The organism is Pseudomonas putida (genome assembly GCF_050990305.1).
Lineage (GTDB): Bacteria > Pseudomonadota > Gammaproteobacteria > Pseudomonadales > Pseudomonadaceae > Aquipseudomonas > Aquipseudomonas putida_AH.
In genome coordinates this window covers 376714-389956 of record NZ_CP158817.1, presented here as the reverse complement: position 1 = coordinate 389956, position 13243 = coordinate 376714, and the positions used below count along the sequence as shown (strand labels likewise).

The 13243-nt window shown below is 60.2% G+C and carries 10 protein-coding genes; 7 read left to right on the top strand and 3 right to left on the bottom strand.

Features of this window, described 5'->3' with window-relative positions:
* Positions 1-44: 44 nt before the first annotated feature.
* Complete coding sequence (locus ABTV22_RS01835; RefSeq protein WP_433741271.1) at positions 45-2483, top strand: penicillin-binding protein 1A; 2439 nt, start codon at positions 45-47, stop codon at positions 2481-2483.
* Positions 2484-2668: 185 nt separating this feature from the next.
* Here ABTV22_RS01835 and ABTV22_RS01830 read toward each other — a convergent pair whose 3' ends face one another.
* The 3 genes from ABTV22_RS01830 to rpmE all read right to left on the bottom strand — a co-directional run bounded on the left by ABTV22_RS01830 (position 2669) and on the right by rpmE (position 5163).
* Positions 2669-3937 (bottom strand): malic enzyme-like NAD(P)-binding protein, encoded by a 1269-nt coding sequence (locus tag ABTV22_RS01830; RefSeq protein WP_433738288.1) that lies wholly within the window; start codon positions 3935-3937, stop codon positions 2669-2671.
* A 183-nt stretch (positions 3938-4120) separates the two neighbouring features.
* Complete coding sequence (locus tag ABTV22_RS01825; protein ID WP_433738287.1) at positions 4121-4909, bottom strand: thermonuclease family protein; 789 nt, start codon at positions 4907-4909, stop codon at positions 4121-4123.
* 35 nt (positions 4910-4944) lie between these two features.
* Complete coding sequence (gene rpmE, locus ABTV22_RS01820) at positions 4945-5163, bottom strand: 50S ribosomal protein L31 (protein ID WP_008047849.1); 219 nt, start codon at positions 5161-5163, stop codon at positions 4945-4947.
* A gap of 285 nt (positions 5164-5448) precedes the next feature.
* Between rpmE and ABTV22_RS01815 the strand changes: the two genes are divergently transcribed.
* The 6 genes from ABTV22_RS01815 (at position 5449) to ABTV22_RS01790 (ending at position 12988) form a co-directional block, all read left to right on the top strand.
* Positions 5449-7668: a primosomal protein N' gene (locus ABTV22_RS01815; protein WP_433738286.1), complete on the top strand. Its 2220-nt coding sequence runs from the start codon at positions 5449-5451 to the stop codon at positions 7666-7668.
* A 204-nt stretch (positions 7669-7872) separates the two neighbouring features.
* Positions 7873-9609, top strand: coding sequence for an arginine--tRNA ligase (argS, locus tag ABTV22_RS01810; protein ID WP_433738285.1), 1737 nt, complete (start codon positions 7873-7875; stop codon positions 9607-9609).
* Position 9610: 1 nt separating this feature from the next.
* Positions 9611-10327 carry an SPOR domain-containing protein gene (locus ABTV22_RS01805; protein ID WP_433738284.1) on the top strand — a complete coding sequence of 239 codons (717 nt, stop codon included), beginning with the start codon at positions 9611-9613 and terminating at the stop codon, positions 10325-10327.
* Between the two features lie 230 nt (positions 10328-10557).
* On the top strand, positions 10558-11097 hold the full coding sequence (hslV, locus tag ABTV22_RS01800; RefSeq protein WP_110965957.1) for an ATP-dependent protease subunit HslV: 540 nt from the start codon (positions 10558-10560) through the stop codon (positions 11095-11097).
* Positions 11098-11149: 52 nt separating this feature from the next.
* On the top strand, positions 11150-12487 hold the full coding sequence (hslU, locus tag ABTV22_RS01795; RefSeq protein WP_433738283.1) for an ATP-dependent protease ATPase subunit HslU: 1338 nt from the start codon (positions 11150-11152) through the stop codon (positions 12485-12487).
* A gap of 120 nt (positions 12488-12607) precedes the next feature.
* Positions 12608-12988 carry a gamma-butyrobetaine hydroxylase-like domain-containing protein gene (locus tag ABTV22_RS01790; RefSeq protein ID WP_433738282.1) on the top strand — a complete coding sequence of 127 codons (381 nt, stop codon included), beginning with the start codon at positions 12608-12610 and terminating at the stop codon, positions 12986-12988.
* The last annotated feature ends 255 nt before the right edge of the window (positions 12989-13243 follow it).

Here is a 13243-nt window from a genome sequence, read left to right as displayed (position 1 = left end):
CTGATGCCTAATTCATTCTTTGCCCTGGATATCCAAAAGCCTTGATTCGTCTGCTGAAATTTCTCGGTTGGTCCATCGTCGCGGTTTTCTGCGGACTGCTTCTGGGTCTGAGCGGGGCGTTTCTTTACCTTAGTCCCGGATTACCCTCCGTGGAGGCGTTGAGAAGCATCCAGTTGCAGATTCCATTGCGGGTCTATAGCAGCGACAACAAGTTGATCGCAGAGTTTGGCGAAATGCGCCGTACTCCCATCCGTTTTGCCGACATTCCGCCAAATTTCATCAATGCGTTACTAAGTGCTGAAGACGATAACTTCGCCAATCACTATGGCGTTGACCCCAGCAGCCTGATGCGCGCCGCCACCCAATTGGTCAAAAGCGGGCACATTCAGTCCGGCGGCAGCACCATCACCATGCAGGTGGCGAAGAACTTCTTCCTGACCAGCGAGCGCAGCTTTTCGCGCAAGACCACTGAAATCCTCCTGGCGCTGCAGATCGAACGGCAGCTGACCAAGGACGAAATCCTTGAGCTGTACGTCAACAAGATCTATCTGGGCAACCGCGCCTACGGCATCGAAGCGGCGGCGCAGGTCTACTATGGCAAGTCGATTCGCGACGTCAGCCTGGCGCAGATGGCAATGATTGCAGGCCTGCCAAAGGCCCCGTCGCGCTTCAACCCGCTCGCCAACCCCGCACGCAGCAAGGAACGTCGCGACTGGATCCTGGGGCGCATGTACAAGCTCGGCAAAATCAGCGAAGCCGATTACACCGCCGCGATCAACGAGCCGCTGAACGCCAGCTATCACGTACCGACGCCGGAAGTGAACGCGCCCTACATCGCCGAGATGGCCCGCGCCGAAATGGTCGGTCGCTATGGCAGCGACGCTTACACCGAAGGCTTCCGCGTCACCACCACGGTGCCGAGCAATCTGCAGGAAATGGCCAATACCGCCGTCCACGAAGGTTTGATGACCTACGACCAGCGTCATGGCTATCGTGGCCCTGAATCACGCCTGCCGGGCAAGACCCGCGAGGCGTGGGCGACCGAACTGACCAAGCAACGCACCATCAGCAGCCTTGAGCCGGCCATCGTCACCCAGGTCGAAAAGAACGGCCTGCAGGTCCTGACCCGCACCGGCAGCGAGCATGTCGGCTGGGACAGCATGAAATGGGCGCGTCCATTCCTGAACACCAACAGCATGGGCGCCAATCCGAAGCAGCCGTCGGACGTTGCGCAGGTCGGCGATCTGATTCGCGTACAGCGCCAACCGGACAATTCGTTGAAGTTCAGCCAGATTCCCCAAGCCCAGGGTGCACTGGTATCCCTCGACCCACAGAACGGTGCGATCCGATCGCTGGTCGGTGGCTTTGCTTTTGAACAGAGCAACTACAACCGTGCCTTGCAGGCCAAACGCCAGCCGGGTTCGAGCTTCAAGCCTTTCGTCTACAGCGCCGCACTGGACAACGGCTACACCGCCTCGAGCCTGGTGAACGACGCACCGATCGTGTTCGTCGATGAGTACCTGGACAAGGTCTGGCGCCCCAAGAACGATACCAACACCTTCCTCGGCCCGATTCGTCTGCGTGAAGCGCTGTACAAGTCGCGCAACCTGGTATCGATCCGATTGCTGCAAGCGATGGGTGTAGGCAAGACCATCGATTACATCACTCGCTTCGGCTTCAACAAACAAGACTTGCCACCTAACCTGTCCCTGGCGCTGGGCACTGCAACCCTGACGCCGATGGAAATCGCCACTGGCTGGAGCACCTTCGCCAACGGCGGCTACAAGATCACCCCGTACATCATCGACAAGATCGAAAGCCGCAATGGCGACACCCTGTTTGTCGCCAACCCACCAAGCGTTCCGAAAGGCGACGCTGCCAGCGACGGCATCGCTGCGCCAGCCGCACAGGCCTTTACGGTCAACGCCACGCCTGCCGACGCCCCGACCGCGCCAGCAGCGCCACAGGCACCCGCCGTGGCTGAACGCGTCGTCGATGGTCGCACCACCTACATCCTCAACAGCATGCTCGAGGATGTGATCAAACTCGGCACCGGTCGTCGCGCCTTGGCCCTGGGCCGTAGCGACATCGCCGGCAAGACCGGTACCACCAACGAATCCAAGGACGCGTGGTTCTCCGGCTACAACGCCGATTACGTGACCACGGTCTGGACGGGGTTCGACCAGCCGGAAAGCCTGGGCCGCAAGGAATTCGGCGGCACGGTCGCACTGCCGATCTGGATGAACTACATGGGCGCCGCGCTCAAAGGCCTGCCGCCACATACGCAGCAGGAGCCAGAAGGCATTCTGAGCCTGCGTGTCGACCCGATCAGCGGCCGCGCAGCCACCCCAAGCACGCCTGGCGCCTACTTCGAACTGTTCAAGGCCGAAGACACACCACCGTCGGTCAATGAACTGGGCAACGGCAATGCACCGGGCAGCCCGCTACCAGCGGATGAAGCGGCGCCGATCGATTTGTTCTAATAACGCAACGCATTGAAAGCCCCGCCTTCGAAAGAAGAGCGGGGCTTTTTATTGCAGTGCAAAGTCAAAAGATCGCAGCCTTCGGCAGCTCCTACAGAGTGTGTAGGAGCTGCCGAAGGCTGCGATCTTTTGATCCTATGCCCATAAAAAAACCGGCCATGGCCGGTTTTTTTATGATCTACGGCTTAGCCGTTGAACACATCATCCACGCTTTTGAGCGGGTAGTGCTTCGGATACGGCAGGGTCGCCACGCCAGTCTCGATTGCAGCCTTGGCTACAGCATCGGAGATCAGGGTGATCAGGCGCTTGTCCATTGGCTTCGGAATGATGTACTCACGACCGAATTCCAGTTTGATGCCGCCGTAGGCGTCGCACACTTCCTGAGGCACTGGCAGCTTGGCCAGTTCACGCAGGGCGTTGGCCGCAGCCACTTTCATTTCTTCGTTGATGCGCTTGGCGCGAACGTCCAGGGCACCACGGAAGATGAACGGGAAGCCCAGTACGTTGTTGACCTGGTTCGGGTAGTCCGAACGGCCGGTGGCCATGATCACGTCGTTACGGGTGGCGTGCGCCAGTTCCGGGGAAATTTCCGGATCAGGGTTCGAGCACGCGAAGACGATCGGGTTGGCCGCCATGCGCTTGAGTTGCTCAGGGCTCAGCAGGTTTGGACCCGACAGACCTACGAACACGTCGGCGCCTTCGATGGCGTCGTCCAGCGTGCGCTTCTCGGTAGCGTGGGCGAACACCGCCTTGTACTGGTTCAGGTCGTCACGGCCTGCATGGATCACACCGGTACGGTCGATCATGAAGATGTTCTCGACCTTGGCACCCATGCTCACCAGCAGCTTCATGCAGGAGATGGCGGCCGCACCGGCGCCCAGGCAGACGATCTTGGCTTCCGGCAGGGTTTTGCCGGCGATTTCCAGGGCGTTGATCATGCCGGCCGCGGTCACGATAGCGGTGCCGTGCTGGTCATCGTGGAATACCGGAATGTCGCACTGCTCGATCAGAGCACGTTCGATCTCAAAGCACTCAGGTGCCTTGATGTCTTCCAGGTTGATGCCACCGAAAGTGATGGAGATGCGCTTGACGGTGTCGATGAACGCTTGCGGGCTTTCGGAGTCGACTTCGATGTCGAAAACGTCGATACCGGCAAAGCGCTTGAACAGCACACCTTTACCTTCCATCACTGGCTTGGAAGCCAATGGACCGAGGTTGCCCAGGCCGAGAATCGCGGTGCCATCGGAAATGACTGCAACCAGGTTGCCCTTGCCGGTGTATTTGTAGGCCAGCTCCGGGTCGCGGGCGATTTCGCGTACGGGTTCGGCTACGCCGGGGCTGTAGGCCAGCGACAGGTCGCGGGCGGTAGCGGTGGCCTTGGTGAGCTCGACGCTCAGCTTCCCTGGACGAGGATTGGCATGATATTCGAGAGCGGCAGTTTTCAAATCAGACATAGGGGCATTCCGCTTTTACTGTTGGACAGACTGGTCAGCGAGGATACGCGCCTCGCAAAATCCCCACAAGACTGACCAGTCACCCCTGTCAAGCGCCTTGCCCTACGACTTTGGCCCAAGAGCCGCGGAACATAAGGGGTACGACTGTTCACAATCCACAGAAAAAATGTCTACAATTTTTTGTCAGGGCAACACTTCAAGCATTGCCGGGTCCGTCAGCGGCAACATCCAGCGCGCTTGTCCCTCCTTGAGTCCGCCGCGGCGCGAACGATCCAGCACCCAGCCACGGGCCTCGATTTGCTTGCCTTGGAGGTTTTCGAGCGAGAGCGCATCGAAACGGGCAAGCAGATTGGGTGCAACACGCAATACAACCGAATCCTGCAACTCGATCCAAACCCCGCCACGATTGCGTTGAACCTTGCTCACACGACCGCTGAGCACAGCAAAACCAGCGGCGCTGATCTGATCCGCTTTCAGTACAGGTGACTGACGCCACACACCAAGCCCGGACTGTCGGGCGATGCGTTCTGCGGCCTGCTGACAGCCAACCAGATCGACATTCGGAGCGACTGCCACCAGAAAACCGAGGCCTTCGGCGAGCATTTGCGCCTCAAGATTGGCGCCGTCAGCGCCATAAACATGGGCCAGGGTCCGTCCATAGCGGTCTTTGCTTTCTTTACCGGGCAGCAATCCGACTCGGCCGTCGCTCGCCGCCACCAAAGCTTCGAGGCGTTTGCGCGCGGCCACGGCAAAGGGTTCGTCGGAGCGGCCTTTCTTGCCCAGCTCCGGGGTATTCAAGCCGATCATGCGCACATTGCGGCCGTCGCTCAGTCGCAGCGTGTCGCCATCCACCACCCGCTGCACCGTGACGGAAGTCAGGCCGGCTGGCGCTGGGCAGAAGGCCTGGGCAGCCGACAGCCAAATCGCAGACACAAAAAAGGCGCCCGCAAGGGACGCCTTTTTCATCAGCATGGAAAAACCGTAGCGGCTTTCCAAGTTGATCGGCCTTAGGCCTTTTTCGCGCCGAAAGCACCGAAACGGTCGGCGAAGCGCTGAACGCGGCCGCCAGTATCCAGAGTCTTTTGCTTACCGGTGTAGAACGGGTGGCACTCGTTGCAAACGTCGATCGCCAGGGCTTTGCCGAAGGTCGAACGGGTTTCGAACTTGTTGCCGCAGCTGCAGGTAACAGCAACTGCTGGGTATTCTGGATGGATATCAGCTTTCATGGTGTCTTCCTCGGGCTAGCGTGCCGCCACCCAACACTATTGTTGAATACCGCACGTAATTAGGCCGCGGATTCTACCAGACAATCCCATTCACGCAAGCTGTCACTGAGACCGACCGTCTGCTAGGCTCCCGACCCAAAGTGCGATCCCTGTGGGAGCGGGCTTGCCCGCGATTTCGGAGCGCCAGCCAGCATTAATGTCGCCTGACACACCGCCATCGCGGGCAAGCCCGCTCCCACAGGTCAGTTGCGCGCCGCCCTTTTAGCTGCTGATTGAGACCCCCGCGTGCCCGACGCCATTTTGCGCCTCGCCTTGCCTTCGCCCTTGCGCCGCCTGTTCGACTATCGTGCGCCGGCCGGGGTCCTGCGCGCTCGGCTGCACCCCGGCATGCGCCTGCGGGTGCCCTTCGGTCGGCGGGAAATGATCGGGATTCTGGTGGAGGTCACCGACACCAGTGAGGTCCCGGCGGAAAAACTCAAGCGCGCCCTGGCGCTGCTCGATGCCACGCCACCGCTGCCACCCGCGCTGTTCAAGCTGTGCCTGTGGACATCCCAGTACTACCAGCACAGTCTTGGCGACACCTTGAGCTGGGCACTGCCAGTACTGCTACGCCAAGGCGAGCTGGCCGAAGCGCGCCAGGAGCGCTTCTGGTCTGCGGCCCCCGGCGCCAGCCTCGATGACCCACGCATCGCCCGCGCCCCGCGCCAGCGTGAAGCCCTGGCGACACTGGCCCAGCACCCCCATGGCGTCGCCCATCAGTTGCTGAGCAAATTGATGCTGAGCAAGGACAGCCTCGATCTGCTGCTGGCCAAGGACCTTGTGCAGGTCGAAGTCCGCCGGCACGCGCCCGGCGCTCGACATGAACACTGGCTGGCTCAACCGGAATTGCCGCTCAACCCGGAGCAACGCGCCGCTTGCGAAGCGGTTCGCGCCGGCTTCGACAGCTATCACGCATTCCTGCTGGCCGGCGTTACCGGCAGTGGCAAGACCGAAGTGTATTTGCAGCTGATCCGCGAAACCCTGGAGGCCGGCAAGCAAGCACTGGTACTGATTCCGGAGATCAACCTGGGCCCGCAAACCCTGGCGCGCTTCGAGCAGCGCTTCAATGCGCGCATCGCACTGATCCATTCGGCGGTCAATGATCGCGAACGCCTCGACGCTTGGCTCGCCGCCCGCGATGGCGAAGCCGACATCATTATCGGCACTCGCTCGGCACTGTTCACGCCCATGAAAAATCCGGGGCTGATCATCATCGACGAAGAACACGACGGCTCCTATAAACAGCAGGAGGGCCTGCGCTACCACGCGCGGGACCTGGCGCTGGTGCGCGCAAGACAGGAAAACATTCCGATTGTGCTGGGTTCGGCCACACCGTCACTGGAAAGCCTGCACAACGCCTACACCGGCCGTTACGGCTTGCTACGCCTGAATGAACGCGCCGGCGGCGCCCAACAGCCACGCTTCCTGCGCCTGGACGTGAAAAGCCGTCCACTGGACAGCGGTATTTCCGGGCCGATGCAACAAGCCATCGGCCAGACCCTGGCAGCTGGCCAGCAAGTGTTGGTGTTCCTCAATCGCCGCGGCTTCGCCCCAACTCTGCTTTGTCATGACTGCGGCTGGATGTCCGAGTGCCAACGCTGCGATGCCCGCATGACCGTGCACCAGCGCTATGGCGAACTGCGCTGCCACCATTGTGGCTATGTCGAACGAGTACCGCGCCAGTGCCCCAAGTGCAACAAGGTCGACTTGCGCCCGGTGGGAGCCGGTACCGAACGGGCCGAAGAGCGCTTGGCGATCCTGTTTCCGGACTACCCGGTTTTGCGGGTCGATCGCGACAGTACGTCGCGCAAGGACGCGATGAACCAATTGTTCACGACCATTCAAAAGGGTCAGCCATGCATTTTGGTGGGCACGCAAATGCTCGCCAAGGGCCATCACTTTCCACGGGTGACGCTGGTGTCGATTCTCGATGCCGACGGCGGGTTGTTCTCCGGCGACTTCCGCGCCAGCGAGCGCATGGCGCAATTGATCGTTCAGGTTGCAGGGCGCGCCGGACGGGCAGAAGAACCGGGAAAAGTGATCATCCAGACGCACTTGGCCGACCACCCGCTGCTGGTGCAGTTGACCGAGCAAGGTTATTTCGCCTTTGCCGAACAGGCCTTGAGCGAACGTCGTGCAGCCGGTCTGCCGCCATTCGCGCACCTGGCGCTGTTGCGCGCCGAAGCGCACAAACCGGGGCAGGCCGAAGGCTTTCTTGATGAGGCGTGCAGCGAGGCCGAGCGTTTGCTGGCAGAGCAAGGTTTAATGGGGATTGAACTGCTGGGACCGGTGCCCGCGCCGATGGAACGCCGCGCCGGACGTTTCCGAGCGCAGTTGCTGCTGCAGGCAAGCGCTCGAGCGTCGCTGCACCGGTTGTTGGCCAGCTGGTTGCTGGTACTTGAACAGATGCCGAGCGGACGGGCGGTGCGCTGGTCGCTGGACGTCGACCCCGTCGATTTGTATTGAAAGATCGCAGCCTTCGGCAGCTCCTACACCGAACGCATTTCCCTGTAGGAGCTGCCGCAGGCTGCGATCTTTGCTTTTTACAATGTCACCGCATATCCATAACCTGCCAGCTATAGTTGGCAAGCCCGCCTCGGCAACGGATAATGCCCAGTTTTTCCACCAGCGCACCATGCGCCGCCGCGCTTGCGGTCGAAAGAGAAGACCATGAAAGACACCATTCGCCAGCTGATCCAACAAGCCATCACCCAACTCGTCAACGAAGGTGTGTTGCCTGAAGGCCTGACGCCGGCGATCCAGGTGGAAAACTCCCGAGACAAGAAGAACGGCGACTTCGCCAGCAACATCGCCATGATGCTGGCCAAGCCTGCGGGCATGAAACCGCGCGATCTGGCGGAAAAAATCATCGCCGCACTACCGGCTGACGAAAACGTCTCCAAGGCTGAAATCGCCGGCCCAGGCTTCCTCAACTTCTTCCAGAACACCCAGGCCCTGGCCTCCCGCCTGGACGCCGCGCTGGCCGATGCCAAGATCGGCGTACGCAAGGCTGGCCCGGTACAACGCACCGTGGTTGACCTGTCCGCACCGAACCTGGCCAAAGAGATGCACGTCGGCCACTTGCGCTCGACCATCATCGGCGACGGCGTCGCCCGCGTGCTCGAATTCCTCGGCGACGAAGTCATCCGTCAGAACCACGTCGGCGACTGGGGCACCCAGTTCGGCATGCTGATGGCTTACCTGCAGGAAAACCCGATCACCAGCGACGAGCTGTCGGACCTGGAGAACTTCTACCGCGCCGCCAAGCAACGCTTCGACGAATCCGAAGAGTTCGCTGACCGCGCCCGTGGACTGGTGGTCAAGTTGCAGGCTGGCGATCCGGATTGCCTGGCGCTGTGGACCAAGTTCAAGGACATCTCGCTGTCCCACTGCCAAAAAATCTACGAGCTGCTGAACGTCAAGCTGACCATGGCCGACGTGATGGGCGAAAGCGCCTACAACGACGACCTGATCAACGTGGTCAACGACCTCAAGGCCGCCGGCATGCTGGTCGAGAGTAATGGCGCCCAGTGCGTGTTCCTCGACGAGTTCAAGAACGCCGATGGCGACCCGCTACCAGTGATCATCGTCAAGGCTGACGGCGGCTACCTCTACGCCACCACCGACCTGGCCGCCGTGCGCTACCGCAGCGGCAAGCTCAAGGCCGATCGTGCGCTGTACTTCGTCGACCAGCGCCAGGCCCTGCACTTCCAGCAAGTGTTCGCCGTGGCCCGCAAGGCCGGTTTCGTGACCCACCCGATGGAAATGGAACACATGGGCTTCGGCACCATGAACGGCGCTGATGGCCGTCCGTTCAAGACCCGTGACGGCGGCACCGTGAAGCTGATCGAACTGCTGACCGAAGCCCAGGAACGCGCCTACACCCTGGTGAAGGACAAGAACCCTGAGCTGGCCGAAGCCGACCTGCGCAACATCGCCAAGGTGGTAGGCATTGGCGCGGTGAAATACGCCGACCTGTCGAAACACCGTACCAGCGACTACAGCTTCAACTTCGACCTGATGCTTAACTTCGAAGGCAACACCGCGCCGTACCTGCTGTACGCCTACACCCGCGTGGCCGGCGTGTTCCGCAAACTCGGCAAGGACTTCAGCGAAGTCGAAGGCCAGATCGTTCTCGAAGCACCGCACGAGCAGGAGCTGGCAGCAAAACTCGCGCAGTTCGGCGAAGTGCTGAACAACGTATCCGAGAAAGGCACGCCGCACATTCTCTGCACCTACTTGTACGACGTTGCCGGCCTGTTCTCCAGCTTCTACGAGAACTGCCCGATCCTCGCCGCTGACACACCGGCACAAATGCAGAGCCGTCTGCGCCTCGCCGCGCTGACCGGGCGCACTCTCAAGCAAGGCCTGGAACTCTTGGGTCTGGAAACTCTGGAGCGTATGTAAGTTGGCTGCCAAGAAAAAACCTGCACCCAAGCGTGGCGCCAGCCGATACCAAGCTCCAGCGAAGCAGCCGATTCCGGGGTGGCTATGGATGGCTATCGGCCTGACGGTCGGTGCTTTCATCGTCTTCTTGATGAAACTGGAACCGGGCAAGGGCAGTGACACGGTCAAACGTGAAAAGATCGAGCAACAGCAACAACAGAAAGCCAGCAAGATCGCCGAGGCCAACAAGACGCCGCCGAGCCCGACGCAACCGGTGAAGCCGAAATACGACTTCTACACCCTGCTGCCGGAATCGGAGGTCATCGTGCCGCCGGATGCCGTGCCGGAAAAAACCCTGCCGACGCCGCAGGTGCCAGCCGTTCCGACTACGCCTGTTACTCCGGCGGAAGCCGCGAAGATCGACACGGCCCGCGCCCAGGCCGCCCTGTCCGGGATCACGCCGCCACCTGCGCCACCCGTGGCCAAGGCCGCGCCAGTGACCAAGTTCTTCCTGCAGGCCGGTTCGTTCCGCAAGGAGTCTGACGCGGACAAGGTGCGCGCACAGATCATCCTGCTCGGCCAGGCGGTGGCGGTTGAATCCGGCACGGTCAAGGACGAGACCTGGTATCGGGTATTGGTGGGGCCGTTCAGCAATCGCGAACAATTGACCACTGCGCAGAAACAACTGGCTGGCGCCGGCTTCAGCAATTTGTTGTTACAACAGCGCCAGAGCCGCTGATCCACCAAAAAACACCGCTTTATCGTTCATCGCCAGCAAGCCGGCTCCTACGAGTGACGCGTAAACCCTTGTAGGAGCCGGCTTGCTGGCGAAGACATCTGACCAAACATCACACCCTTTCCCGGCCACACCGCTCGTCCCCTCTCCCATCCGGCTGTTGAAATCCTTTTACACACCCCCATATGGGTTGGCATAAGGCACTTTCGCCCAGCTGCGTGGAGACTCTTCCCTTGACCACCATCGTTTCAGTTCGCCGCCAAGGCAAAGTCGTCATGGGCGGCGACGGCCAGGTTTCTCTCGGCAATACCGTGATGAAAGGCAACGCAAAAAAAGTTCGTCGCCTGTACCACGGTGAAGTCCTTGCCGGTTTTGCCGGCGCCACGGCTGACGCCTTTACCCTTTTCGAACGTTTCGAAGGCCAGCTGGAGAAACACCAGGGCCATCTGGTTCGTGCTGCCGTCGAACTCGCCAAAGAATGGCGCACCGACCGTACGCTGAGCCGCCTCGAAGCCATGCTCGCCGTCGCTAACAAAGACGCCTCGCTGATCATCACCGGTAACGGCGACGTGGTCGAACCCGAGCACGGCCTGATTGCCATGGGCTCCGGTGGCGCCTATGCCCAGGCGGCCGCCAGCGCACTGCTGAAGAAAACCGACCTGTCGGCCCGGGAAATCGTCGAGACCGCCCTCGGCATCGCCGGCGACATCTGTGTATTCACTAACCACACTCAGACCATTGAGGAGCAGGACTGCGCCAAAGGCGACGAGTAAGTCTGTTTCGGCTGTATGCCACGACTCACTTGTTTAAGGTCCGTCAAATATTATGTCCATGACTCCCCGTGAAATCGTCCACGAACTCAACCGCCATATCATCGGCCAGGACGATGCCAAGCGCGCCGTCGCCATTGCCTTGCGCAATCGCTGGCGCCGGATGCAGCTGCCCGAAGAGCTGCGCGTTGAAGTGACCCCGAAAAACATCCTGATGATCGGCCCGACCGGTGTCGGTAAAACCGAGATCGCCCGTCGCCTGGCCAAACTGGCCAACGCGCCGTTCATCAAGGTCGAAGCGACCAAGTTCACCGAAGTCGGTTATGTCGGCCGTGATGTCGAATCGATCATTCGTGATCTGGCCGATGCCGCGATCAAACTGCTGCGCGAACAGGAAATCACCAAGGTTCGCCACCGCGCCGAAGACGCCGCCGAAGAGCGCATCCTCGATGCACTGTTGCCGCCTGCACGCATGGGCTTCAGCAACGACGACGCTCCATCGTCCGATTCCAACACTCGCCAGCTGTTCCGCAAACGTCTGCGTGAAGGCCAGCTGGATGACAAGGAAATCGAAATCGAAGTCGCCGAAATGACCGGCGTCGACATTTCCGCGCCTCCGGGCATGGAAGAAATGACCAACCAGTTGCAAAGCCTGTTCGCCAACATGGGCAAGGGCAAACGCAAGAGCCGCAAGCTCAAGGTCAAGGAAGCGCTGAAACTGGTGCGCGACGAAGAAGCCAGCCGCCTGGTCAACGATGAAGAATTGAAGGCCAAGGCACTGGAAGCGGTCGAGCAGCACGGGATCGTGTTCATCGACGAAATCGACAAGGTTGCCAAGCGTGGCAATGTCGGCGGTGCCGATGTGTCCCGCGAGGGTGTGCAGCGCGATTTGCTGCCACTGATCGAAGGCTGCACCGTCAATACCAAACTGGGCATGGTCAAGACCGACCACATCCTGTTCATCGCTTCCGGCGCGTTCCACTTGAGCAAGCCGAGCGATCTGGTGCCGGAACTGCAAGGTCGTCTGCCGATTCGCGTCGAGCTCAAGGCGCTGTCGCCACAAGACTTCGAACGCATTCTCAGCGAACCGCACGCCTCGCTCACCGAGCAATACTGCGCCCTGCTGAAAACCGAAGGCTTGAAAATCGAGTTCCAGCCGGACGGCATCAAGCGCATCGCGGAGATCGCCTGGCAGGTCAACGAGAAAACCGAGAACATCGGTGCCCGTCGCCTGCATACCTTGCTCGAGCGCCTGCTCGAAGAGGTGTCGTTCAGCGCCGGCGACCTGGCCAGCGCCCACGATGACAAGGCAATCCAGATCGACGCCGACTACGTCAACAACCACCTGGGCGAATTGGCGCAGAACGAAGACCTGTCCCGTTATATCCTGTAGGTCTCCTGTTCCCATGTGAACGCTACACCTGTAGGAGCTGCCGAAGGCTGCGATCTTTTGATCCTGAAAAACAAAATCAAAAGATCGCAGCCTTCGGCAGCTCCTACAGGGTGCTTACGGATGACCTCCATGATCCCCACCGACATCAAACTGCATAAAGCCTCGAAAACTCTGACGCTCAAATACGCGTCCGGCGAGGAATACACCCTGCCCGCCGAATTCCTGCGCGTGCACTCTCCTTCCGCCGAGGTCCAGGGCCACGGCAAACCCATCCTGCAATTTGGCAAGATCAACGTCGGCCTGACCAAGATAGAACCGGCCGGTCAGTACGCACTGAAATTGACCTTCGACGACGGCCACGACAGCGGCCTGTTCACCTGGGAATACCTCTACGAGCTGGGGCGACGTTATGACGCACTCTGGGAGGACTACCTGGCCGAGCTCAAAGCTGCCGGAAAAACCCGCGACCCGAACGAATCTGTCGTCAAGCTGATGCTCTAGCCTGAGCCTCTTGTTCTTTAGAAGGCATTTTCTAATTTCATCTGTTTGAATGCTCCGCTTCGATGGCGGTGATTGGCCTGCTTGCGAAAAAAATTAAACTCGGGTAACCAATGGAGCTGGCAAGTTCCCTGCAGTGCTCTCTGCGAACAAAAAGCAGCGGTGCAGAATTAGATGCAGTATTAACGGTCACCTGGGCAGCAGTACCTGGTCATGGCTGTGTGACTGCACAACAGGACCCAGGTATTCGTCTCAGGA